The 23,804-nt window shown below is 52.8% G+C and carries 18 protein-coding genes and 2 pseudogenes; 12 read left to right on the top strand and 8 right to left on the bottom strand.

The features are described 5' to 3' along the window. The first annotated feature begins 103 nt into the window (after nt 1-103). From THECO_RS00420 to THECO_RS20840, 4 genes are all read left to right on the top strand, one after another. Complete coding sequence (locus tag THECO_RS00420; RefSeq protein ID WP_015253110.1) at nt 104-1,993, top strand: site-specific DNA-methyltransferase; 1,890 nt, start codon at nt 104-106, stop codon at nt 1,991-1,993. A gap of 15 nt (nt 1,994-2,008) precedes the next feature. Beyond that, nucleotides 2,009-4,708, top strand: coding sequence for a restriction endonuclease (locus THECO_RS00415; protein ID WP_015253109.1), 2,700 nt, complete (start codon nt 2,009-2,011; stop codon nt 4,706-4,708). Nucleotides 4,709-4,882: 174 nt separating this feature from the next. Next, a complete protein-coding gene (locus THECO_RS00410; RefSeq protein WP_015253108.1) occupies nt 4,883-5,365 on the top strand; it encodes a nucleoside deaminase in 483 nt (160 codons plus the stop codon). 58 nt (nt 5,366-5,423) lie between these two features. Next, complete coding sequence (locus THECO_RS20840) at nt 5,424-5,582, top strand: DUF423 domain-containing protein (RefSeq protein WP_015253107.1); 159 nt, start codon at nt 5,424-5,426, stop codon at nt 5,580-5,582. Nucleotides 5,583-5,995: 413 nt separating this feature from the next. Here the strand turns inward: THECO_RS20840 and THECO_RS21495 are convergent, their stop codons facing one another. After that, entirely contained in the window at nt 5,996-6,340 is a 345-nt protein-coding gene (locus THECO_RS21495; protein ID WP_157373485.1) for a hypothetical protein, read from the bottom strand. 220 nt (nt 6,341-6,560) lie between these two features. Between THECO_RS21495 and THECO_RS00400 the strand changes: the two genes are divergently transcribed. Continuing rightward, the gene (locus THECO_RS00400) at nt 6,561-7,862 is read left to right on the top strand and encodes an IS1380 family transposase (RefSeq protein ID WP_015253106.1); all 1,302 of its coding nucleotides are present in this window, start codon (nt 6,561-6,563) and stop codon (nt 7,860-7,862) included. Between the two features lie 313 nt (nt 7,863-8,175). On the opposite strand, the gene THECO_RS00395 is transcribed toward THECO_RS00400, so the two are convergent. Both THECO_RS00395 and THECO_RS00390 read right to left on the bottom strand, forming a co-directional pair. After that, on the bottom strand, nt 8,176-9,534 hold the full coding sequence (locus THECO_RS00395; RefSeq protein ID WP_015253105.1) for an Nramp family divalent metal transporter: 1,359 nt from the start codon (nt 9,532-9,534) through the stop codon (nt 8,176-8,178). Nucleotides 9,535-9,789: 255 nt separating this feature from the next. Next, nucleotides 9,790-11,136, bottom strand: a complete 1,347-nt coding sequence (locus THECO_RS00390) for an ISLre2-like element ISTco1 family transposase (RefSeq protein ID WP_015253104.1) — start codon at nt 11,134-11,136, stop codon at nt 9,790-9,792. A 320-nt stretch (nt 11,137-11,456) separates the two neighbouring features. Between THECO_RS00390 and THECO_RS00385 the strand changes: the two genes are divergently transcribed. Then, complete coding sequence (locus THECO_RS00385; RefSeq protein ID WP_015253103.1) at nt 11,457-13,403, top strand: heavy metal translocating P-type ATPase; 1,947 nt, start codon at nt 11,457-11,459, stop codon at nt 13,401-13,403. Nucleotides 13,404-13,652: 249 nt separating this feature from the next. Here THECO_RS00385 and THECO_RS00380 read toward each other — a convergent pair. Beyond that, nucleotides 13,653-14,120 (bottom strand): annotated as a pseudogene (locus tag THECO_RS00380) (transposase); the annotation flags it as partial. A 138-nt stretch (nt 14,121-14,258) separates the two neighbouring features. On the opposite strand from THECO_RS00380, the pseudogene istA reads away from it, so the two are divergent. Together istA and istB are read left to right on the top strand one after the other, a co-directional pair. Further along, nucleotides 14,259-15,801, top strand: a pseudogene (gene istA / locus THECO_RS00375) (IS21 family transposase). Continuing rightward, on the top strand, nt 15,798-16,559 hold the full coding sequence (gene istB / locus THECO_RS00370; protein ID WP_015253101.1) for an IS21-like element helper ATPase IstB: 762 nt from the start codon (nt 15,798-15,800) through the stop codon (nt 16,557-16,559). The pseudogene istA and the gene istB overlap by 4 nt, the downstream one beginning before the upstream one ends. Here istB and THECO_RS00365 read toward each other — a convergent pair. Beyond that, nucleotides 16,511-17,458, bottom strand: a complete 948-nt coding sequence (locus THECO_RS00365) for a transposase (RefSeq protein WP_232427717.1) — start codon at nt 17,456-17,458, stop codon at nt 16,511-16,513. The two genes, istB and THECO_RS00365, sit on opposite strands and share 49 nt — an antisense overlap. Before the next feature lie 693 nt (nt 17,459-18,151). Here THECO_RS00365 and THECO_RS20835 point away from each other — a divergent pair. Continuing rightward, nucleotides 18,152-18,883 (top strand): ZIP family metal transporter, encoded by a 732-nt coding sequence (locus THECO_RS20835; RefSeq protein WP_015253099.1) that lies wholly within the window; start codon nt 18,152-18,154, stop codon nt 18,881-18,883. A 119-nt stretch (nt 18,884-19,002) separates the two neighbouring features. Next, nucleotides 19,003-20,244, top strand: a complete 1,242-nt coding sequence (locus THECO_RS00360) for an ISL3 family transposase (RefSeq protein ID WP_015253098.1) — start codon at nt 19,003-19,005, stop codon at nt 20,242-20,244. Between the two features lie 2 nt (nt 20,245-20,246). Here the strand turns inward: THECO_RS00360 and THECO_RS00355 are convergent, their stop codons facing one another. Beyond that, the gene (locus THECO_RS00355; RefSeq protein WP_015253097.1) at nt 20,247-20,846 is read right to left on the bottom strand and encodes a tyrosine-type recombinase/integrase; all 600 of its coding nucleotides are present in this window, start codon (nt 20,844-20,846) and stop codon (nt 20,247-20,249) included. Then, entirely contained in the window at nt 20,843-21,826 is a 984-nt protein-coding gene (locus THECO_RS00350) for a tyrosine-type recombinase/integrase (RefSeq protein ID WP_015253096.1), read from the bottom strand. The genes THECO_RS00355 and THECO_RS00350 overlap by 4 nt, the downstream gene beginning before the upstream one ends. 225 nt (nt 21,827-22,051) lie before the next feature. Here THECO_RS00350 and THECO_RS00345 point away from each other — a divergent pair, with 225 nt between their 5' ends. Then, nucleotides 22,052-22,267: a DUF423 domain-containing protein gene (locus THECO_RS00345; RefSeq protein ID WP_408646085.1), complete on the top strand. Its 216-nt coding sequence runs from the start codon at nt 22,052-22,054 to the stop codon at nt 22,265-22,267. Nucleotides 22,268-22,285: 18 nt separating this feature from the next. On the opposite strand, the gene THECO_RS00340 is transcribed toward THECO_RS00345, so the two are convergent. Next, the gene (locus THECO_RS00340) at nt 22,286-22,750 is read right to left on the bottom strand and encodes a winged helix-turn-helix transcriptional regulator (RefSeq protein WP_015253095.1); all 465 of its coding nucleotides are present in this window, start codon (nt 22,748-22,750) and stop codon (nt 22,286-22,288) included. Nucleotides 22,751-22,831: 81 nt separating this feature from the next. Between THECO_RS00340 and THECO_RS20270 the strand changes: the two genes are divergently transcribed. After that, nucleotides 22,832-23,602, top strand: coding sequence for a DinB family protein (locus THECO_RS20270; protein WP_015253094.1), 771 nt, complete (start codon nt 22,832-22,834; stop codon nt 23,600-23,602). The last annotated feature ends 202 nt before the right edge of the window (nt 23,603-23,804 follow it).

Genomic DNA, 23,804 nt, shown 5'->3' with positions numbered 1-23,804 from the left:
ATTCGGAAACGGTGTAAATGCCCGGGCGTCAGGCGGACAGGGAATCCCGGTCCGGGCAGCGAAAGATATTAGATCATCGATTCCAGACGAAACGGAGCCGATCATGAAGAAACTGACCATGCGAACGTCCGACAGGACGCAGGCCAATATAGACAAAATCGCGGCGCTGTTCCCCCATGTCATCACCGAAGCGGTCGATGAAGAGGGCAGCGTGGTGCGGGCGGTTGATTTTGACCTGCTGAGGCAGGAGCTGTCCGGCGCGCTGGCGGAAGGGGAGAAGGAGCGGTATCAGCTCACCTGGCCGGGGAAAAAAGAAGCCATCCTCCACGCGAACGTGCCGACCGACAAGACGCTGCGCCCGGTCAGGGAAGACAGCGTGGACTGGGACCGGACGCGGAACTTGTACATCGAAGGCGACAACCTGGAAGTGCTGAAGCTGCTGCAGGAGTCGTACCTGAACAAGATCAAGTGCATCTACATCGATCCGCCGTACAACACGGGGCGGGATTTCATCTACAAGGACAACTTCCGGGGAACGGTCCGGGAATATCTCGCGGAGTCCGGGCAGGTCGACGAGCTCGGCAACCGGCTCTTCCAGAACACCGAGGCCAACGGCCGGTTCCACAGCGACTGGCTCACGATGATGTACGCCCGGCTCAAGGTGGCGCGGAATCTGCTGCGGGAAGACGGCGTCATCTTCATCAGCATCGACGACCACGAAGCCGCCAATCTGCGCGCGATTTGCGATGAAATCTTCGGGCACGGCAACTTCGTCGCCACGATCATCTGGGAAAAAGTGTACAGCCCCCGCATGGACGTCACCGGTTTCTCCACTTCCCACGACTACATCCTCTGCTATGTGAAAGGCGATATCGCGGGACTCAAGCGGGAGCCGTTCGAGCAGAACGTCCGGCAGTTCAACCATGTGGACGAAGCGACGGGGCGGCGCTACCGGAGAAGAAGCATCCGGAAGGAAGGGAGCAACTCGCTCCGTTCGGATGCGCCGAATTCGTTCTTCCCGCTGGAAGCGCCGGACGGCACGCTCGTGTACCCGATCAAGCCGGACGGGACCGAAGGCTGCTGGCGGTGGAGCAAGGCGACCTACGAAGAGAACGTCCGGCGGGGGCTGGTCGAGTGGGTGAAGACCGAAGCGGGCTGGCAGGTGTACGCGAAGCAGTTTCTCGACGAGGGAGCGACGAAGCCGCCGGAGACGATCTGGCACCACAAGGAAGTGGGACACACCCACGGCGCGGCGGAAGAGCTGAAACGTCTGCTGAACGGGCGATTCTTCGACAGTCCGAAACCGAAAGAGCTGATCATGAAAATGCTGACGCTCGCGACGGAGAAGGATGAAGAACATATCGTCCTCGACTTCTTCTCCGGTTCCGCCACGACGGCTCACGCGGTGATGGAGCTGAACGCGCGGGACGGCGGCAACCGCAGATTTCTTCTCGTCCAGCTGCCCGAGCCGACGAACGAGCGGTCCGAGGCGCGCAAGGCCGGCTACCGGACCATCTGCGATATCGGCAAAGCGCGGATCCGCCGCGCGGCGAAGAAGATCCGGGAAGTGACGGGGGCCGGCATCGACTACGGCTTTCGGGTGTTCCGCGTCGATTCGTCGAACATGAAGGACGTCCGGCATGCGCCGGACAAGCTCACGCAGGCCGACCTGTTCGATCTCGCCGCAAGCATCAAGGAGGACCGCACAGGGGATGATCTGCTCATCCAGGTCATGCTCGAGCTCGGCCTGGAGCTGTCGCTGCCGATGGAGACGCGGCGGGTGGAAGGGAAGACGGTCCACCTCGCCGGCGGGAACGTGCTTGCCGCCTGCTTCGATGACGATGTGCCGGAGCCCGTCATCCGGCAGATGGCGGCCATGCGCCCGCAGCACGCCGTCTTCCGCGACAGCGGATTCGCGGACGACGCCGCGCGCATCAACGTGGAGGAGCTGTTCAACCTGCTCTCTCCCGGAACGGACATTCGGGTGCTGTAAGGCGGTGTACGAGCAGTGAAAATCAAGTTCAAGCAGCAGCCGTTTCAACTGGATGCGGTGCGAAGCATTGTCGATTGCTTCGCGGGGCAGCCGTACGCGCCATCCGCTGGTCCGGATGCGCGGAACCGTCCCGTCATGCTCCCGGACGAAGACGTGCTGCGGAACATGCAGGCGGTGCAGCGGCGCAATGGACTGCCGGTCTCGGAACGGCTGGAAGGCCGGTACAACCTGACCGTGGAGATGGAGACCGGCACCGGCAAGACCTACACGTTCATCCGCACGATGTTCGAGCTGTACAAAACGTACGGATGGAGCAAATTCATCGTCGTCGTGCCGTCCGTTGCGATCCGCGAAGGCGTGCTGAAGACGTTCCGGATGACGGAAGACCATTTCATGTCCGTGTACGGCATGAAGGCGCGGTATTTCGTATACAACTCGAAACAATTGCATCACATTGAGAAATTCGCCGGCGACGCCGGTCTGAGCGTCATGATCATCAACGCGCAGGCCTTCAACGCGCGGGGGCGGGAGGCAAGGCGGATTTACATGGAGCTCGACGATTTCGGCAGCCGCCGGCCGATCGACGTGCTGGCGGACACGCGGCCGATCCTGATCATCGACGAGCCGCAGTCCGTTGAAGGCGTGAAGACGCGGGAATCGCTGAAGGCGTTCAACCCGCTGCTTACCCTGCGCTATTCGGCGACGCACCGCGAAGACTACAACAAGGTCTACCGCCTGGACGCGCTGGACGCCTACAACCTGAAGCTGGTGAAGAAGATCAGCGTGAAGGGGATTTCGTTGAAGGGCATCGGCGGATCGGACGGCTATTTGTACCTCGAAGGCATTGAGGTGAGCGCGGACCGGGCGCCGGCGGCCCGGCTGGAGTTCGAGGCGAAGACGAAGGCGGGCGTGGTCAGGCGGACGCGTCTGGTCAGGGTCGGCGACGATCTTCACGCGTTGTCCGGCGGCCTCGCGCAGTACAAGGGGTACAAGGTATCCGAGATCAACGGACGTGACGGCAGCATCCGCTTCATAAACGGCGTCACGCTGCATGCCGGCGACGTGCAGGGGGATACCGGAGAGCTGCATCTTCGCCGGATTCAGATCCGGGAGACGATCAAGTCGCATTTCGCGAAGGAGCGGGCGCTTTTCCCGCAGGGAATCAAGGTGTTGTCGCTCTTTTTCATTGATGAGGTGGCGAAGTACCGGCAATACGATCGGGACGGCGCGGAGCGGAACGGCGTTTACGCCGACATTTTCGAGGAGGAGTATGCGGCGCTGCTGGCCGAAGAGCTGGGCAGGCTGGCCGGCGACGATCCGTATGCCGGTTACCTGAAGCGAATCCGGGTGAAGGACACGCACAAGGGATACTTCTCGATCGACCGAAAAAGCAACCGCATCATCGATCCGAAACGAACGGCCGGAGACGCCGACTCCGATGATGCCGACGCGTACGATCTGATCATGCGGGACAAGGAGCGGCTGCTCAGCCTGGCGGAGCCCGTGCGGTTTATTTTCTCCCATTCGGCGCTGAAGGAGGGTTGGGACAACCCGAACGTGTTCCAGATCTGCACGCTGAAGCACAGCGATTCGACGATCAAGAAGCGCCAGGAGGTCGGACGGGGGCTCAGACTCTGCGTCAACCAGGACGGGGAGCGGATCGATTCGGGCGTGCCGGGCATCGACGTCCATGACATCAATGTGCTGACCGTCATCGCCAGCGAATCGTACGAACAGTTCGCGCGGCAGCTGCAGCGCGAGATCGCCGAGGCGCTGTCCGGCCGTCCGGGTGCGGCGGACCGCAGCGCTTTCCTGGAGCATGTGGCGGAGAACGAACGCCTCCGCCATTGCGCAGCCGGGGAGGCGAACGACGACTTCCACAGGCGGGAGTTCCTCAAGCTCTGGAACCGGATCAACCGGAAAACGGGCTGTACCGTCCGGTTCGACTCCGGCGAATTGATCAGAAAATGCGTGGAGGCGCTGGACAGCCGTCTTCAGGTGCCGGCCATCCGGTATACCGTCCGGCATGGCGAGATGCGGCGCATCGCGTCCCGGGAGCAATTGGAAGCGGGGGAAGCGTTCCGGGCGCGGGAAGCCAAGGATGAGGCGGCGGACGTGCAGCCGCTGTCCGGGGTGAAAATGGACCTGATCGGCAGACTGACGGAGGAGACGAAGCTGACGCGGAAGACCATTGCGGCCATCCTGACGGGAATCGGGGAGCCAACGTTCTGGCAGTTTCGCCTGAATCCGGAGGAATTCGTGCTCCGCGCCGCGAGGCTGATCAACGAGCAGAAGGCGGCGGCGGTCATCGAAGCCGTCACGTACGATGCGCTGAACGACCGGTTCGAAGCGGACGTGTTCACGAAGCGCGAACTGTTCGGGCAGCCGGAGGACGGGGCGCATCCGGCCGCGCAAGCGCCGGTTGCGGGCGGCGAGGTGCTCGTGTACGACAAGCTGCCGCGGGGGTTCTTCATCCCGACGCCGATGGGCCGTTACCATCCCGACCGGGCGATCGTGTTCCGGGAAGGCGATGTGAGGCACATCTGCTTCATTGCGGAGACGATGGGCTCGCTGGAGTCGCTGGAGCTGCAGGGTGCGGAGCGGGCGAAGATCGAATGGGCGCGGAAGGCTCTGACGAAGCTGAACACCGGGCAAGTGAAGGTCGATGCGGCGGACAGTTACGGGAAGCTGCTCGCGATCCTGAAGCCGTCGTGACGGAGAAAACGGCGCTCGTGGGGCCGTCCGGCGCAGGGAAAACCGCCGATACTGATGTTCGACGAGGCGACCAGCTCGCTGGACAACGAGAGCGAACGGGTCGTGCAGGCTTGCGAACGAATCATCGTGCCGGCGTGAGATGGAGGATGACTTTTGATCGAAGGAGGCGACGACATGATCACGGAGACGGACATGAAGCATTTGCGGCGCTGTGTCGAGCTCGCAAGGATCGCGCTGGAGAAGGGCGATGAACCGTTCGGTTCGGTTCTGGTATCGGCCGAAGGCGAGGTGTTGTTCGAGGACCACAACCATGTGGCGGGAGGGGATCATACGCAACACCCGGAATTCGCCATAGCCCGCTGGGCGGCTCAGCACATGACGCCGGAAGCGCGCGCCCGGGCCACCGTCTACACCTCCGGGGAGCACTGCCCGATGTGCGCCGCCGCCCACGGCTGGGTCGGCCTGGGCCGGATCGTGTACGCCAGCTCGTCCCGGCAATTGGCCGAGTGGCTGGACGAATGGGGAGTTCCGCCGTCCCGCGTAAGGAACTTGCCCATCCAGGAAGTCATCCGCGACGCGCAAGTGGAGGGACCCGTTCCCGAGCTGGCGGAGCAGGTGCGCGAGCTTCACCGGCGGCTCCACGCGGACAAACGCTAAAAATGTGGAGAAGGCTTTGGCGCCGGAAGGCGCGAGCCGGAGGAGGAAGGAACGACGGATGGAAACGTTCATTGCGCTGGGCGGCATCCTGATGGCGATTGCGGTCGCGCTGGGCGCGTTCGGCGCGCATGCGCTGAAGGATAAGCTGCAGCGGGACAAACTCGCCACATTCCGGACGGGCGTGCAATATCACCACATTATACGCAGTGTTTTTTGACCTTCCCAAAATGCCGAGAAGCCTTGTCCTATAAGGGATCTCGCGAATTCCCCACTTCGCTTTTGTCGTGCTGACCGCGCATTACTTTGTATGTCCCAGCCAAGATATGCGAACTTAGCGCTAAAAAGATATGCACTGAAAAGATATACGCGGCTGGTGGTTTGAGCATAACTCGCACCAAATCAACAGTCAAGGCAGATTTTATTCTTGGCCGCGTGTAACTAAATTGGGCTGTATCATCAAATCTGTACTACTCTGTTATAGTACATTACACTGGTGTCGCATTCGCATGCGTCAATTGGGAGACGGCGCTAAACCCTGAAAGGGGCACACATTCATTGATATTAATTCGGAACGGCTGAATTACGAAGAGGTTCGGCGTAGATTTGAAAAGGATGGGTAGAGGTTGCTCTCTACAGAATATATAAATGCGAAATGAAATTTGATCGTGTTATGTCCGCGCGGCCATGAATGGACGACCAACCTAAGCAATTTTTTTCGGGGCGCAGATGCAGCACATCCAGCGCTTTTGCAGGTTTGTTATTAGCGCTGCTGTTTGTCCGCTCACCTAGGCAGAGGGAATCAAACGGACTTGTAGCAGTTGATCTCCAGCCAAGTGCAAAGTCATCAATTGACATTTTATTTGACGCATAAAAAAATGATTGTGATATGACAAAAGAATTACGCCACTGCATCGGTGGTTTGACCGCTGCCGTGTTCTGTTTTGAATGAACTAAGAATATACGCTTAATCTTCATGTAGAGGCTAGGCCACCAAAACTCAACAAAAGAAAACTGAGGAAATGGTGAGGAAAACTTAGAAAAATAAAGATCGCAGATTAGGAAAGCGTTTTTATATAGTGTTCTTAATCCTAAATTTCGAAAGTACCGTTCATTGAAAACATAAAAAAGTGCCCAAATCTTTGGTAGAATGGTGTTTGTCGAGAACACTACACCCAAAGAGAGGAGCACCTTTTAGGTGAAGTCTACCACACCCATCAGCAAAATCAAGACCGAATTTTCCTTACAAAACGCGACCAGTTTCGGCGGCATCAAAATCTTCCTGGAATACCTCGAAAAAATCAAGTTTGCCGCTGCTTTACAAAGGCTGTCATGCATGAAAGCAAACAACTCGCTGTTCCCCGTCTACCGTATTCTGCTTTATCTCGTCGTCGGCTGGATGCTCGGCTGCGAACGCCTCTTCCATTTCCGCAAGCTACAGCAAGACTCGCTTCTAAAGCGGTTTCTCGGTGGACGCTGTCCGCACCATTCGCTGTTATACAAAGAGTTGTCGCGTCTTAGCAAATCGCACCCGAAACTGTTGCCCGAATTGCGGTCGCTCAATCAGGAAATCATTGGACCTTGTTTACCAGAGGCTCTCATTCTGGACCTTGACTCCACCGTTGAAACCGTATATGGCGATCAGGGCGGAGCGGCTAAAGGCACGAACCCGCATAAGCCCGGCCGTAAGAGTTATCATCCTTTGCTGGCCTTCGAAGGACAGTCTCGTCTATGTTTGAATGCCGTTCTACGTTCGGGCAATACGCACTCCTCCACGGATGCGTCAGCTTTTCTTCACCAAACCTTCGAACTGCTGAGGGAGCATCCGGTGAAGTACGCGAGGTTCGATAAGGGCTTCGGCGGTGAAGATTTCTACGGCCTGTGGGAAGGCAAAGGAATCGGTTACGTCGGAAAGTTGAAATGGACAAAGCGCCTTGCAGAACAAGTCGCAGCCTGCCGGTACTGGAAACGATTCGTCGATGAAGACTGGATCATCGAAGGGATTACGATCATCTACAAAGCGACATCTTGGGAGAAGCCGCGCCGCGTAGCCATTATTCGCAAGGCACACATCGTTGATGATGGCCAGACCCGCATGGTGTTCGATTCGGACTGGCAATACGAAGCGATCGTCACCAACCTCGAATGGGAGCCGCTTGATCTGTGGCGCTTCTACAACCAGCGCTGCTCAATGGAGAACTATATCAAGGAAGCGAAGAACGGCTTCTCCATTGATAGAATTGCGACGAGCGAATTTGAGGCGAATGAACTCGACTTGTTGATCAAATTACTCGCCTACAATTTGTTCGAGCGATTCAAGCGAAGCTGCTGCGAACCGGTACATCAAGGTTACACAATCGCACGGTTCCGATTAGAGTTCTTCCATTGCGCAGCAACGATTATTCGGCATAGCCGCAACATCATTCTCAAGCTGGCGAAAGACTTTGCAAACCGGTATGCATGGCAACGAATAGAAGCCAGGATCGCACTTTTGGAATGAGAAAACCCTAAATTTAACATGGAAGAAATCGCAGCCTCTTCAGCGGGGAGGGGGAAAGTGCATCTGCATAACGTTGATCTGAATCGAATGGACTGGGAAACCTCTACTTTTTTACAGTCCGCGAGGCAGATCCACTATATTCAGTGTTTGATATTACGGGCTTTCGAAATTTAGGGTTTATCTTTGTTAGTTTGCACAGCGTATCTCTCCCAGACTTGTATGGTCCAGATTGTTATTGTGGAAACGTTAAATAAAAGAAGAGTCTGCATATAGACTTCCCTCGGAAGGTCTATATGCAGACAGTACCTTGAACCTAACCGAAGAATGTGCCATAAAGCAGATAGGCGTTTAAACCTGCGATGATGATCGCCACTACCCAAGAAAGCGAAGAAAGCCATTTTGGCGCGACAAACTCGCCCATCTTCTTTTTATCGGAAGTAAACATGACGAGCGGAATGACTGCGAACGAAAGCTGCAAGGAAAGAATGACTTGACTCAAGATTAACAGATCCCCGGTTCCTTTTTCCCCAGAAATGGCGATCACCAGGACGGCCGGTATGATGGCAATAAGGCGGGTAATCAATCTCCTGAGCCATGGCTTTAAGCGGATATTCAAAAATCCTTCCATGACGATTTGACCGGCGAGCGTCCCTGTCAGCGTTGAGTTTTGCCCGGAGGCGAGCAATGCGACCGCGAAAAGCACACTGGCTATACTTGTGCCAAGCAGGGGATTCAGCAGCTTATAAGCGTCCTGGATCTCGGCCACATCCGTGTGTCCGGTTGTATGAAAGGCGGCTGCAGATAGGATCAGAATAGCCGCATTGACAAACAGCGCCAGCATTAAAGCAACGGTGGAGTCGATCGTGGCAAACTTAATCGCTGAGCGCTTACCCAAAGGCGTTTCCTCATATCTTCTCGTTTGTACGATGGAAGAGTGCAGATAAAGATTGTGCGGCATGACGGTTGCGCCGAGAATACCTAACGCGATGTACAGCATTTCAGGATTTTTGACAATTTCGGCACTCGGTACAAATCCGCCGAATATGCCGCCGATATCGGGTTTCGAAAGAAACATTTCGATACCGAAACAGACAAAGATGGTCGCAATCAAGGAAATGACAATCGATTCGATGTAACGAAATCCTTTATTTTGCAGCAGGAGTACAAGAATGACATCCAGAGAGGTTATCAAAACGCCGGCCAGCAGCGGTATCCCAAATAACAGGTTTAACGCGATGGCGGAACCGATCACTTCCGCCAGGTCGCAGGCCGCAATTGCCAGCTCGCACAAAACCCACAATCCGAAATTGACGGGTTTGCTGTAATGATCGCGGCATGCCTGCGCAAGATCTCTGCCGGTGGCAATGCCCAGCCGTGCTGTCAGCGACTGAAGCAAAATGGCCATTAAGTTAGAAATGAGGATAACGGACAGCAAAGTATAGTTAAACTGCGCTCCTCCGGCCAAATCGGTCGCCCAGTTTCCCGGGTCCATATAACCGACGGCAACCAAATAACCCGGTCCGACAAAAGCCAGAAGCCGCCGCAGAAAACTTCCCTTTTTCGGGACAGGTAATGTTTTGTACACCTCCGGCAAACTTGGTTCCGTTCTTTTCCTTCGCCATCCCGAGAGGGGGATGGATGGTTCTGTTACCTGTTGAACTGCAGGTTCCATTTCTCACCCTTCTTTCCTTTGGACAATAGTTTTTGCCTAAGGCAACAATTGACGCAAAAAAAAAAAATAGATGTATTATTATCTTACACCAAAAGAATTGCTTGTACAACAAAAATTTTACCTAAGTCAGTGTCAAGCTAGCGTGGGCAGTCATTTAAGATGCTTGGAACGCGAACCCCGAAGGAACCTCTTCCTTGTAAGCGCTTTGCTTCGTTCTTTCATCAAACACAAGTGATTTGTCAGAATTTTTTACCGTTATCCGCGAAGTGCTTTGAGTGCCATACCCGTTGTGCTGCTTTGCTTCGGTCCTTGCAGCATGCGAATCATTCCAGCGATACAACCCTTGACCGGTTGCGTCACGTTCTTGAGCAATTGCCGCATGTTTATCGACTGCTGCGGCGTTGCCTGCTTACTCGCTTGTCCTTCAACCGCTCTTACCACCGTGCCCGCTTCTTGAATCCTCATCATCGTCCTCAGCATCGCCCTGACGCCTCGCTCACTCCAACTGTACCCGCTACGCTTTGTCCGCTTGGCGAATATACGCATCTGCGATTCCGCGCTTCCCATCGGGCGCATGCCGCTTGTGTCGATCCCCTTCACCTGGAGTGTTTTTCGGTAGTCGTCCAAATGCTTCTCATGTCGCTTTAGAAATCTTTTATACGACTTCCAATCCTTCCGGTTCTCTTCCGCTATCTCTTGCTCCGACACGCCTTCCAGGACCGCCATAAGCGCGGCTGCATCCTGTTTGGCCAAAGACCGTCTCACGGTCTCCCACACCTGCGGCAAATGACCGACAAAGCGTTTCAAATCACGCGCCACATGAAAGCGGTCCAGCATGTACAGACATTGGTGAAAGTAGGATGTACATTCCCCGATCCACGCCGCGCCGTCTCCGTTCACCACAAGCCACGTGTTCTCGTCGATTTCGTAACGCTCCACCAGAAAGTCCCCGAACCCTTCCCAGAAGTCGCCGCCGCTCGTATGCAGGTAATGCTGTTTATTCTTCAGCCGCACTCGCTTGCCGCTCTTCTCCCAGCCTTCGTGTACGACAGCGATTGCGTTCTCCATCCCACGCTTCTTGCTCCGCTGCAGCTTCGTGTACAGCCCATCCACTTCCACGAACAGCACGCGGGCAGCGCGCCGTTTCACCGCTGGCATCGGCTGTTGCGCACGCTCAATCAGTTTTTCCCTGATCGCTTGGTGGCTCAGCACATTGTATCCCAGGAGCTGCTCCAGCCGCTTAGCGCTGTCCCGGTACGACGGTCCTTGGCTTGCGAATGCGATGGCTGTCTCTTCCAAATGCGGACTGACTTTCCCGCGCCCTTCGAATTGCAACAGCTGATCCAGCAGATACACGTGTTTGCCGCTTCTACGGTCACAGTACAATCTCCGCTTAAAGCGCACATTCCCGAACACTGTGTTGACGCTTGTTTCACGCTCGTCCTTTACTCGATAACGCTCTCGGTCCCGTTGCTCCAAGATCTGCTGATCCAGCGCCTCCAGCACCTGCTTCATCGCACGAGCGAATTCCTCCTGCATTTTCCGGAAAATCCATTGCTCAATCTCTTTCATCGTCGGCATTGTTGTGGTAAAGTGGCTCACAGGAGCTTCCTCCTTCTTGGTGTGTTGTGCGCAAACATCACTTTACCAAGGGAGAAGCTCTTTTTCTATATCCGCTTTTTCCAATTCTTACACCCACAGAGATTTTACACTAACTTTACCTAAGGAAAAATTACTACTTTACTTTTCCATAATCCTTTATTAAAATCATTATTATAAAGTTGTCTTAGAACAAATTAATTGAACCAAGTAAAAATACGAATATTCCCGTTTTGCGTGCTGCTCCCCCACATGGAGCAGCATGTGTCATTTTAAGGGCAGTAATAATGTGAATCATTCTCAATGAACAGGGGTGGATTTATTTGAAACCTTCTTCATTCGGCACTGCAGAAGGTCTGATCAATGAACAGGCATCCGTTTATTCTTCTTCCAGCAAGACAAAGGCATATGACTTGTTCAAACGATATGCCGAGGGCATCGCCGCTTTGACAAGCGGCATTCTGATTGCTCTCGCCTGGGGAATCGGGCATGTTTCCCATGCAGGGTCTGTCGCCATTTACCTGCTTGCTTTTGCTGTTGGCGGATTTGTCAAAGCGAAAGAAGGGCTGCATACACTCATCGCAGAGCGGGATCTTGACGTAAATTTACTCATGATTGTGGCGGCCATTGGTGCTGCCAGTATCGGTTATTGGACAGAAGGAGCCGTGCTGATTTTTATTTTTTCATTAAGTGGTGCTTTGGAAAGTTACACAATGGAGCGCAGTCGTCGGGATATTTCTTCCCTTATGGATTTAAAGCCGGAGACGGCCATACGTTACCAAGATGGTACGGAAACCATTGTTGCCGTTGAACAGTTAGAGGTGGGCGACCTTGTATTGGTGAAACCCGGTGAGCGCATCCCCGCTGACGGCATCGTGAAAGAAGGAACATCCGCCGTCAATCAAGCATCCATCACGGGGGAATCCATTCCGGTGGATAAAACGGCCGGGGATGATGTATTCGCAGGTACGTTAAATGGCCAAGGGGCGCTACTCATAGAAGTCACGCAGCCCAGTAATTCGACTTTGTTTGCCAAGATCATTCGTTTGGTTCAAGAGGCACAAAGCGAGAAACCGGCTTCACAAATGTTCATCGAGCGTTTTGAACGCATTTATGCGAGAAGCATCATTTTGGCGACGCTTTTGCTGATTGCCGCTCCGCCTTTTCTTCTCGATTGGTCGTGGAAACAGACGCTGTATAAAGCGATGGTTTTCCTCGTCGTCGCTTCTCCGTGCGCGTTAGTTGCATCGATCATGCCGGCTATGCTGTCCGCCATTTCCAACAGCGCGAGAAAAGGACTGCTTTTTAAAGGGGGGGCGCATCTTGAAAACCTTGCCCGGATTAAAGTCATCGCATTCGATAAGACAGGAACGCTGACGAACGGCCGTCCCATAGTGACAGATCTTATTGCCTTCCAGGGGTATACAGAAACCGAAATGCTGCAAGCAGCGGCTTCCATTGAGAGCTTGTCCGAACATCCGCTTGCCAAAGCCATTGTGCAAAAAGCAAAAGAGCAAGGGCTCCCGCTTGAACGGCCGACTGAACTTCAGGCTCTGACAGGATGGGGCGTACAGGCGGAATGGAAAGGGGAAACATGGAGAATTGGGAAGCCGACCATGTTGGGACATGATTTATTAACTGCGGAATTAGATTCTGTGATCGATCGGCTGGAGCAGCAGGGAAAAACCGTAACGGTCATTCACAATTCTCATACCGTGGTTGGCATTATCGCACTGCAGGACAGTATTCGCGCGCAGGCGAAACAAGCCATCGCCGAGATTAAAAAACTCGGCATCGAAGTCGTGATGTTGACCGGGGATCAGAAAAGAACTGCCCAAACGATTGCCCGTGAAGCCGGGATTCATTTGGTGTATTCCGAATTGCTGCCTGAAGATAAGGTGAATCGCATTAAGGACTTGAAACGAACGTATGGCCAAGTAGCTATGGTAGGCGATGGAGTGAACGACACGCCTGCTTTAGCGGCGGCGACAGTAGGCATCGCGATGGGCGGGACAGGAAGCGATGCCGCCCTTGAAACAGCAGATCTTGTCCTCATGAACGACGACATTGAGAAAATCGCCGCGGCGATTGCACTTGGAAAACGAACGAAAACGGTCGTGAAACAAAATATGATATTTGCCATTGCGGTGATTGCCTGCTTAATTACGGCGAACTTTATCTCGGGTATCGCGTTGCCGCTTGGCGTGGTTGGGCATGAAGGAAGCACCATTCTCGTCATTTTGAATGGGTTGCGGTTATTACGTGGATAAGGGGGCTAAATTGACAATGAAAGTTAACATGCAGGTGTATTAAGCACCGGTATGTTAACTTTCATTGGTTATTTATCCTGAATTTCGAAAGCCCTCTGTTTCGGCAAAATCATAAGGGATCAACGCTGAACAAGCTGTAAATAACAGGGAGGTTTCCAGTTCGTCGGGTACAAATCGGCGATGATGGGTAATCCTTCCCCCTCCCCATCACAAGGGGCTTTCGGGTTTCCAAGTCAAATTTTGGTGATGTCATTCCATCATGGCCACTCTGGCTTCGATTCGCTTCCACGCGTATCGGTTCGGGAAGTCCTGAACTAGTTTGAGAATGATCCTACGGCTATGCTGGATGATCGTCGTGACGCAATGGAAAAATTCTAAGCGAAATCGGGCAATCGTGTACCCTCGGTGGATCAGTTCGCAGCAATCTCGCTTGAACCGCTCATAGAGGTTGTAGGCAAGCAGTTTGACCAGCAGGTCGAGTTCGTTCGCCTCAAAGTTGCCCGTCGCAATCCGATCAATGGAAAAACCGCGTTTGGTTTCCTTGATGTAGTTTTCCATACAGCAGCGTTGGTTGTAGAAGCGCCACAAGTCAATCGGTTCCCATTCGAGGTTTGTAACGATCGCTTCGTACTGCCAGTCTGTATCGAAAATCAAGCGGGACTGGCCGTCATCGACCATCTGCGCTTTGCGGATGACCGCAACACGACGGGGCTTCTGTAACCGCTAAAATAAAATTAACAAGAAACACGAAATAATCTTGAACACGAATTCCCTGATTCTCCCTCACCCGATATAATCAAGCTGGAAATTCATCAGTGTAGGGTGAGGAGAATGAAATCTGCGGAAAGGTGGCCTATGTACATTGAAATCTATCAACTGAAACAGTTGGGGCTCAATGTTTCACAGATAGCCCGCAAAACTGAACATTTCTCGAAACACCGTGTACAAATATCTGAACATGTCGCCGGAAGAAATGCAGGCATTCATCGAATCGGTGAAGACGCGGCGAAAGAAGCTGGATCCGTTTGAATCCCAAGTTCTTCAATGGTTGCGGGAATATCCGGACCTATCGGCCGCTCAGATTCATGACTGGTTGAAGGAACGGCGCTTGGATGCCAACGTCTGCGAGAGCACCGTTCGGCACTTCGTCCGGCACTTGCGTGAGCGGCATGGTATCCCGAAAAGCAAACCGATGCGCCAGTACGAAGCGGTGGAAGACCCGCCCATGGGACAGCAGATGCAAGTTGACTTCGGCGAAACGAGAACGCACGATCTTCATCAGCATCCCGTACGGCTATGGTGCATCACGTTTGTCCTGTCCCATTCCCGGTACAAATACGTGGAATGGCAGGATCGACCGTTTACCACGGCGGATGTGGTCCGCTGCCACGAGAACGCCTTTGAATTTTTCGGCGGCATGACTCGCGAGATCGTCTATGACCAGGATCATCTTCTGCTTGTAAGCGAAAACCACGGCGATCTGATTCTGACGGCCGAATTTGCCGCCTACGTCCGGCAGCGCAGATTTCAGATTCGCATGTGCCGCAAGCAAGATCCGGAAAGCAAGGGGCGGGTGGAAAACGTCGTCGGTTTCGTCAAACGCAACTTTGCGCGCCATCGGACGTTTACCCACATCGACCGGTGGAACGAAGACTGTTTGGCTTGGTTGAACCGAACCGGAAACGGGCGGATGCATCACACGACCAAAAAAATACCGGCGGACGTGTTCGCCGAAGAGCGGCGCCATCTCCTGCCGGTTCCCGAAAAAATACAAACCAATTCTGCACCCAGTATAACAAGACGGGTGCGAAAAGACAATACGATTGTCTTTCAGGGGAACCGGTACTCGCTGCCGCTTGGCACCTACACCGGCACGGACACGTCTGTGGAGATTCGCGTGACGCCGGACAAGCAGTTGGTGGCGTTCGATCCGGCAACCGGCGAGGAACTGGCCCGCCATCCGCTGCATGCGGGTAAAGGCAAACTCATCAAAAACACCAACCATGCCCGGGATCGTTCCAAAGGGATTGGCGCCTATATGGAACACGTGGCCGCCCGCTTTCCAGAACCGGCGCAAGCCCGATCCTATCTGGCGGTCATCCGGGAACAAAAACCGCGTTACATTCGGGACCAGTTGCAATGGATCGATCGACACGCCAAAGACGCGGATCCGGATGTGCTGGCGCAAGCGTTGGCCTATTGTCTGAAACATCGACTCTACCAGGCCACGGATTTCGTGGATGCCCTGCACTATTACGCGGCTCTGAAATCGGCCGCGGCACCAGCCGTTCCGACCGATGTCCGGTTGCTCAGCGAGCCGGAACGGCAGAAACTGAAGATGAAGCCGCAAGTTCGCCCGTTTGACGTATATCAAGCCATCCTGGAGGGAGCCCGATGAGTGAAGCGACGATGGAACTGAAGTCCGTATTCAGCGCGCTGCAGTTAACCGCCGCCGCTGGGGCGCTGGACGAACTCCTGATGGAAGCCGAAACCAGGCAGTGGAGTTACCGCCAGTGTTTGCAGCGCGTGCTTTCGTACGAGTTGAAAAAACGGGAAGAAAAGCAGTTTGCCCGTCGGTACAAACGCGCCGCGTTCCCGGAACTGAAAACGTTGGACGAATTTCGGGTCGACGAACAACCGTCCCTGGGACAACGTCAGTTGCAGCAACTTCGGGAACTGATGTGGCTGGAGCAGCATTATAACTTGCTCTTTCTGGGCCCGCCCGGCGTCGGGAAGACGCATCTGGCGATTGGACTGGGCGTCGAGGCATTGAATCAAGGATATAGCGTCAGTTTCGTCACGATGGATCAGTTGTTGCATCTCTTGAAGACGCAAGAGATTTCCCGAAACGCCCAGCTGCGGGTGAATCGGATCATCCGTTCCGATCTGGTGATTCTGGACGATCTGATGTTCATGGCGCTGGATCGGCAGGAGGCTCACTTGTTCTTTCAGTTGATCAACAAACTGTATGGGCAGGCCTCCATCATCCTGACGTCCAACAAAGGACCGGAAGATTGGGGAGAACTGCTCGGGGATCCGGCCGTCACAACCGCCATTCTGGACCGGATCCTGCATCGAAGCGAGGTGATTCACCTGACAGGAGACAGCTACCGGCTGCAGATGCAAGCAGGACTATGGCGTTTCAAATACAGGTGAGTCGTGACTTTCTTGATCCAGCGGACATGCAGGGCATCTGCCGTCAAGTAGCTTTTCAGACGAGAGTTGCAACGCTCGACGCTGGTTCGTTCATCGTACAGTTCTTTCCAACGCTTTGTGTCCCGGTGTGGATTGCAGTACCGCCGGAGGTCTTCCTTTACATTCACTTTCACGACCATGCCATAATTCGAGGACGAGCAAGCTGCCATCCCGAGCGGACAGTCGACTTTGCCCGTTGCGTGCGGACAGCGAAACTTGAGCATGTCGCCGTCCGCCCCCCAGTAAGTCATGGCATAGCCCATTGAACAGCACGGCGTCCCATTGGCCGTTGTCCCGGCAGGCGGTTCCTGTTCGCGCCTGAGGTTGAGCGGAATAATGGCCTGGGCCTTGACGTTTCGAGCAGCCTCGTAAACCTTCAATTGGTCGTAGCCCGCGTCAAGCATGAAGAAACGCGGGTTGGCTTTGGATGCTGCTTGTTCCATCAGGCTCGGCGCCCTTTCTCCATCATTGACGTGCGCAGGCGTGACTTCCAGCACCAGCGGCAGTTCGCTTTTCGTATCGACAGCCAGATGGAGCTTGTAACCAAACCAGGTGATCTTGTTGCCGAACGAATCCAGTTTCGCTCCCCAGTTGGCATTGCCGGTCTGTTCGCTCTTGCGTTTGGGCTGCTTTTTCTCGTAAGCACGGATGGCGGTACTGTCAATCGCCACGTGGCTGCCGTCCAAGATGCCTTCTTGCCGGCAACGCTCAACCAGATCCTCAAACAGCCGCTTGGCCAGTTCCTTTTTCGTCATTTCGGCAAAAACGCGGCTGAGCGTGGAGATGGACGGCGCTTCCCGATCAAGCGAAAGTCCGCACTGGTAGCGGAACCGCAGGTCGGTGCTCAACCGATGATGCAAAGCCGTAAAGGTATCGATTCCTTCAAACGGCGCGGCCAGGAGCGCGCGTAAAATCCCCCTGTCTGCAATGCCCGTCAGCGCCTCGGGGTGAACGGCTTCTCAGTTCCTTGGCATAGGGTCTTAGATCAAGCGAGCTAAAGAAGATCGGCAATCGATCTTTCGACTGCATTTTTTGCAATTCCTCGAAGGAAAACAAGCTTTCTTGGAGAATATACAAAGTGACTTCACTCCCTGAAAGTTTTCGGTTTTGGTCACTTGAAAACTTCTCCAAGTTGGGGTGAAGTCCCTTTTTTATGTCGGAAAAACCTTGAAGCTCAAGGGTTCAGATTAATGCAAAAGGCTCAAGTAATAAATTCATTGACCCCCGAAAATTTAGGCTGTATAATGATAATCATTCTCATTGTCGCCTGGCACAATTCCTTTAAGGGGGATTTTATAATGAGTTTCCTACTTCCGGTCGCAACTGTGGTTTTAGTTTTATTGGGGAGTGTGTGTATATTTATAGCGATTGAAAATGATAGGCGAACAAGTGATCATTTTCTCGAAAAAAGCTCTATTGATGTGAATACCTCTACCGGTCCTGTCATCAAACTTATTCGAAGGATTCTTTAAGTAAACAACCTTGTAACATGTCTTATTCTGCATGCTTCCTCATATGTTTGTAAAAAGCTTGTCCGTGCAGAGGAGGCATGTATGAATACAATTATTATTGGAAGCTTGGCTACTTCGCTTTGCACAACCTTAGGGGCTCTTCCAGCGATGTTATTCACGAATGTAACGCACCGTGGGAGAGATATTCTATTAGCGTTTACTGCCGGAATCATGGTCTCCGCATCTACTTACGGACTCATTCCTTCGGCTTTAAAATTATCTAATCTTTTTGTTCTTGCAATCGGTATCTTATTGGGAACCATAATTCTCACTTTAATGGAACTGTTTGTCCCTCACAAGGATCCTGAACATTCGAAAATGAAATCTCCACATGCAACAAGCTCATTTCTATTTCTGTCTGCCATGGCTCTTCATAATCTTCCTGAGGGTCTTTCTGTAGGTGTCAGCTTTGGAAGCTCTGTTCATGAACTGGGTGCTATCGTCGCTTTAAGTATTGGTCTTCAGAATATTCCCGAGGGCTTTCTGACCGCGCTATTTCTGATTACCCATCGAATGAATAAATGGTTATCATTGTTATTAGCAACATTCACAGGTATGCTGGAACTGCTTTTCTGCTGGATTGGCTATGTATTTACAGGAAGCTTTACGGGTATTGTTCCTTATGGCCTCGCTTTTGCAGCAGGTGCAATGCTGTTCGTTGTATATAAAGAACTCATACCAGAAAGTCATGGGGATGGCAACGAACGAGCGTCTACATTTTCTTTCATCATCGGTTTGCTGACCATGATTGGAATAACGCACTTATTAAAATAAGGGCTTATTTTGGGCTCTATACCAAACATAGTGCTTGACAACATGTAGAGCCAAAATTGAAAAACATCTGTACATTCCATAAGATGGTTGTGCGACCAATCCAACTCGAGGAATGACAGATGCACAACCAGTATACTGATCTTTTAGTCAATTTACCAGAGGTAAATGTTCAACAGATTGTGGAAATTGATGAGCAAACGATCCATATTCAGGTTGTTCCAAAGTCACGCAAGCAGGCTTGCGCCATTTGCCGTTCGGATCGTTCGGTCATTCGCAAAGGCAGCAACCAAACCCGGAAAATTCGGCATGCTGACGCTTTCGGCAAAATCGTTTATCTCCTGGCTCCGGCCATTCGTCTGTTCTGCAAGAGTTGTCATGCCGGTTTTGTTTGGCGGTACTCGTTTGTCGGTCCTGGCAAACGCTACAGTACCGCGTCCGAGCAACAGGCCATTCACACCGCGTCGGTCTCCACCGTCAAGCAGAGTGCGGAGATTCATCGCATGCCGGCCAGCACCTTGCAGATCAAACACCAACGATGGTTGTCGGTGGAAAGTGAACGGCTTCGGCAATTGGCGTGGAAAGAGGCCGCCAGCAGCCGCCATCTCGTACTGGGCATCGACGATTTTGCGATTCGAAAAGGTCATACCTACAATACCGGCATCCATAACCTCCGAGGCGAGACGTTGCTGGATATTTTGCCCGGACGCAAACTGGAAGAATTGCGGGATTATGCGCATAAGCATCCGGAGTTTCTGGCGCTTCGTCCCAAGGCGGTGGTGATGGATCTGGCTCCCTATTACCATGCCTGGATTCAGGAATGTTTTCCTGATGCCCTTCGAGTCGCGGACCGGTTTCACGTGACGCGTTACGTGATCGATGCCCTTCAGGCGGTCCGAAAAGACGTACAGGGTTCGCTGTCGGCCAGAGCCCGGGCAAACCTCAAAGCCAAACACCGGCTTCTAAACCCCCAGGCAGCATCGTTGCCCCCTGAAAAGCAGCAGGAGTTACAAGAAATCCTCAGCTATTCGTCGCTTTTACAGCAGGTTCATGCCTGGAAAGAAGCGCTTGGGGAATGGTACGACGGTGCACCGGACGCCAAAGTAGCTGCCATCTGGTTTGACCGCTGGCTGGGACAAGGGGAACATTTTCAGCATCCGGCAGTAGCCACCTGCATCAAAACGATGCGAAACTGGCGAACGGAGATCGTCAATTATCACTCCTGTCGGTGGACCAATGCGGCGGTTGAAGGAAGAAACAACCGAATGAAAGCCTTTCAACGCCGACATTACTTCACCCGGAACCGGGAACGTTACGTACAAGGACTTCTGGTCGAATGTAACCGTGAACGATTTGGTACATAAAGTCAAGCACTAACTTTGATGTTGAGCCTTATTTTGTATGTTGATTTTTTAAAGAAAATATCTCCGATCTTCAGATTGCATAATTCGCTGATCCGCATACCGGTTTCAAGCAAGATCATCATCATGGTGTAGTCCCGAAAACCGGTAAATGTATTGCGATCTGGCTGTGCAAGTAGGTCAGCCACTTGTTCTTTGGTGAAAGTCTGAATCATCAGTTTCTCTGCTTTCACGACATGAAGCTCGTCTGCAATATTTTGTGTGATCCATCCCTCTGTGAACAAATACTTGAAAAATTGCTTGATTCCCTTGATCCTGCTGTTCACCGTATTGTCCGATTTGCCTTGATTTATCATGTAGGCGATAAAATAATTCTTGATATCGCGGGAAGTTACAGTGTAAATGTCCAGTGGCATTTGCTGTTCTTGAAAAGCTTCTTTCATTCGCAATACGCTATCTTCATAAACTTTAAGCGTGAGTATTGAAAGGTTTTTCGCCTTGCAATCGAGAATAAAAGATTGAAGCAGGTCGTCCAGGCTTAACTTTCGTTTAGCGGGGCTGGACGAATCAACAGAAACCAATACATTTTGCCTGCGCTTGGTCAAAATTCACTCCTCTCGCTTTCCTCGATGGAAGAAGGGAAGTCCTTTGCAAGATGTTCGACGGGGCTAAACTTTTCATGCTGGATTTGCAGGTCGCGGGAAAAGAGTTCGATATACGCCTCGGTGGTTTCCATGCGTTCATGCCCCAAAATGCTTTTCAGCGTGAATATGTCACCGCCGTTCAACAGATATTGTTTGGCCATCGTATGGCGAAATGTGTGACAAGAGCATTGTACGTCCCGGATGCCTGCTGCTCTGCAATATCGGCTAATCATGATCCGTATGCCGGAAGCCTTAAACGGCTCATTGTCCAGGTTTACCCAAAGGTAGTCGTGTTCTAATTTTCCTCGTTCCTGCAAGTAGTATTTTAATTCCCATACGCAGGTGCGCTGGATGGGAACAATACGAGATTTTCTCCCTTTTCCTTGCTGAATTCGAAGGGATTGTTCTTCAAAATCAATGTCCGTCACCCGGAGGTCGGCCAGTTCTTTCAGGCGGATGCCGGTATCCAGCAGTACCAGCATCATAACGTAATTGCGATACCCAGTGAAAGTTGACCGATCCGGCTGAGCAAATAATCGCTGTAAATGTTCGTCTGTAAAGGTATGGGTCAAGGATGGCTGTACTTTGAAAGGTTTTAATTCCGCGGCAATATTCGTTTTCAGCCATCCATCGCTTGCAAGGAATTTGAAAAATTCCTTGAGAATACAGATATTGCAGTTGACCGTTCGCAACGCCAATCCCTCTGCCAGCATGGCGGGGATGATTTGGTGGGTTAGATCATGTGGGATTAACGTATTTACATTTAACTGCTGAGCCTCAAGATGCTTTAGGAACTTTTTCAAACCGTTGTTATAGCGGCGGAGGCTTTCTTTTGTTAAATTGCGCATTCTGCATTCCTGTAAGAAACGCATGACGAGATCATTGAAAGTTTGATTTGTCCTGGGTTGTTTTCCTCTGAACGAGATCGAATTTGTTGACATAGCTCGCATTTCCTCCTTCAGGAGTAATGCGCGGAACAAAGATATGCGAAGCTGCGGGGGAACTGCGTAAAACTTTCCGATATACGATTGCGTATAACTTTGATAAAAAATCGGGTTATTTCCGCTTGGATGGGAAACGATTCCAACCGTGGATCCCTTGCTACATAAGGCTTTTCAGCGTTTGGGGAATGTACATTCGCCTCCTTTCGCCTCGTATAACATCTCATTCACGCGCTGGGCCTGATCGCGGCCGGCATGCTGGCCGGCGAGCATCCGGATGCCGAGGCCGCCGGATGGCTGCTTGCCGCGGGAATCGTGCTGTTCTCCGGGAGCCTGTATGTGCTCAGCGTGCGCAACATTCGCTGGCTCGGACCGATCACCCCGCTCGGCGGACTCGCATTCATCGCCGGTTGGGTGCTGCTGGCCGTCGGTGTGTTGTAGTTGGGTGAAGCGGACAGGTTAGCGGGCTTTCAGCCGGTCCATCACATTGTCCGGGCCGGCGAACACGGAACCTCCGTTTTTGACGGTGTCCCGGATCAGTTGGATCAGGCGGTCCTTGTCCATGCGGACTTCGCGCAGCCATGCGGCCGCCTCGGCTGTTTCGGGTTCATATTTGGCCCCCCAGGCAGACAACTCCAGCAGAACAGGGATAAAATCCAGTCCGGCGTCCGTCAGTTCATACAAATCCTTTCTTCCGTCCGTGGGATGGGGCTTCTTCGTGATCAACCCCAGTTCTTCCAGACGAGCCAGACGGCTGGCCAGGATGTTCCTCGCGATCTTCTCATCCGAGGCCAGGAACTCCCCGAATGTTCTTTTCCCCGCAAAAACGATATCCCGGATGATGAGCAGCGTCCACGAATCCCCGACCACTTCGAGCGAAAAGGCGATCGGGCAATTGGAACGACGTTTGATGGTTTTTCTCATGGCGTTGCTCCTTGACTGATGTGCCATAGCTTCATTATACTCAAATCAGTTTCAAAATGCAACTGAAAGGGGCGGGCGGAAATGCATTATCTGTTCGTTTACCATGGCGGTGTCGTTCCCGAAGATCAGGCGGAGCAAAACATCAGCGACCTGTGGAACTGGCTGGACAACCTGAAGGCAAGAGGATATGAGAAAGTGCGGTTTGCCGGATTCGGACGGAAGACGGTTTCCCCGCATGCTGTAGAGGACTATCAAGGCGACATTTTTGGGGTGTCGGTGATGGAAGCGGAATCTTTGGAAGAAGCGGTCTCACTCACGACCGATTGGCCCGAGCTGCAATACGGCGGGAAGATTGAAGTATTTGAAGCGCTGGCCGCGGACTACCCCCGCTCAAGTTCGGATGCCCATATCCTCAACTTGTTTGCCGATGTCAGACGGCAAATTCTGGATACTCTGCACGGGCTGCCTGCGGACAAACTTGACCATATTCCCCCGGGATTCCGAAACAACATGCGTTGGCAAGCCGGACATGTGCTCACGGTAACCGACGAGTTGATCTTTCAATTTTCGGGAGCCGGATCCCGCATTCCCGCGGAATATAAAACCTGGTTCGCATCAGGAACGGATCCGTCAGGCTGGAGTGATGCGCCCCCGGAAATCGATGTGCTGCTGCGGCGGCTGGAGGGACAAATGGCGGAGATCGGCGATGCATTCGAAGGCAGGCTGACGCACCCCGTTGCGGATCAAAGCAATTTTCTTCAGGCAAAAACCGTCGGCGAGCTCTTCCACGTATTGATTGCGCACGAAAGCCTGCACCTGGGCATGATTCAAGCGATGGCTAAAATTTTGTAAAAAAGCAAGCCGCAGACGCACAAGAAGGAGGAGCTCACCATTCCGGACATATCGATGCCAGACCGGGCGACGTTGCCGAAAAGTAAAAGGGGCTTCGACGCCGCAGTCGAAGCTCCCCTTTTTTAAAAGATAATAAGCTTCTCGGAAATTCATTTCCGTTGTGGACTCTAGCTTTCTGGCCAGGGTCCTTTATTGTTTCACC

It is taken from the genome of Thermobacillus composti KWC4 (assembly GCF_000227705.2).
GTDB lineage: Bacteria > Bacillota > Bacilli > Paenibacillales > Paenibacillaceae > Thermobacillus > Thermobacillus xylanilyticus.
Note: the sequence above shows the minus strand (reverse complement) of the source record. Positions and strands in the feature narration are given on the sequence as shown.

Bases quoted from the DNA above. Each gene is read 5' to 3' on its own strand.
- THECO_RS20270 (WP_015253094.1), top strand. From the start codon at position 22,832: ATGCATTATCTGTTCGTTTACCATGGCGGTGTCGTTCCCGAAGATCAG.
- THECO_RS00360 (WP_015253098.1), top strand. From the start codon at position 19,003: ATGCACAACCAGTATACTGATCTTTTAGTCAATTTACCAGAGGTAAAT.
- THECO_RS20840 (WP_015253107.1), top strand. From the start codon at position 5,424: ATGGAAACGTTCATTGCGCTGGGCGGCATCCTGATGGCGATTGCGGTC.
- istB (WP_015253101.1), top strand. From the start codon at position 15,798: ATGAGTGAAGCGACGATGGAACTGAAGTCCGTATTCAGCGCGCTGCAG.
- THECO_RS00340 (WP_015253095.1), bottom strand. From the start codon at position 22,750: ATGAGAAAAACCATCAAACGTCGTTCCAATTGCCCGATCGCCTTTTCG.
- THECO_RS00395 (WP_015253105.1), bottom strand. From the start codon at position 9,534: ATGGAACCTGCAGTTCAACAGGTAACAGAACCATCCATCCCCCTCTCG.
- THECO_RS00420 (WP_015253110.1), top strand. From the start codon at position 104: ATGAAGAAACTGACCATGCGAACGTCCGACAGGACGCAGGCCAATATA.
- THECO_RS00410 (WP_015253108.1), top strand. From the start codon at position 4,883: ATGATCACGGAGACGGACATGAAGCATTTGCGGCGCTGTGTCGAGCTC.
- THECO_RS20835 (WP_015253099.1), top strand. From the start codon at position 18,152: ATGAATACAATTATTATTGGAAGCTTGGCTACTTCGCTTTGCACAACC.
- THECO_RS21495 (WP_157373485.1), bottom strand. From the start codon at position 6,340: ATGAAGATTAAGCGTATATTCTTAGTTCATTCAAAACAGAACACGGCA.
- THECO_RS00350 (WP_015253096.1), bottom strand. From the start codon at position 21,826: ATGTCAACAAATTCGATCTCGTTCAGAGGAAAACAACCCAGGACAAAT.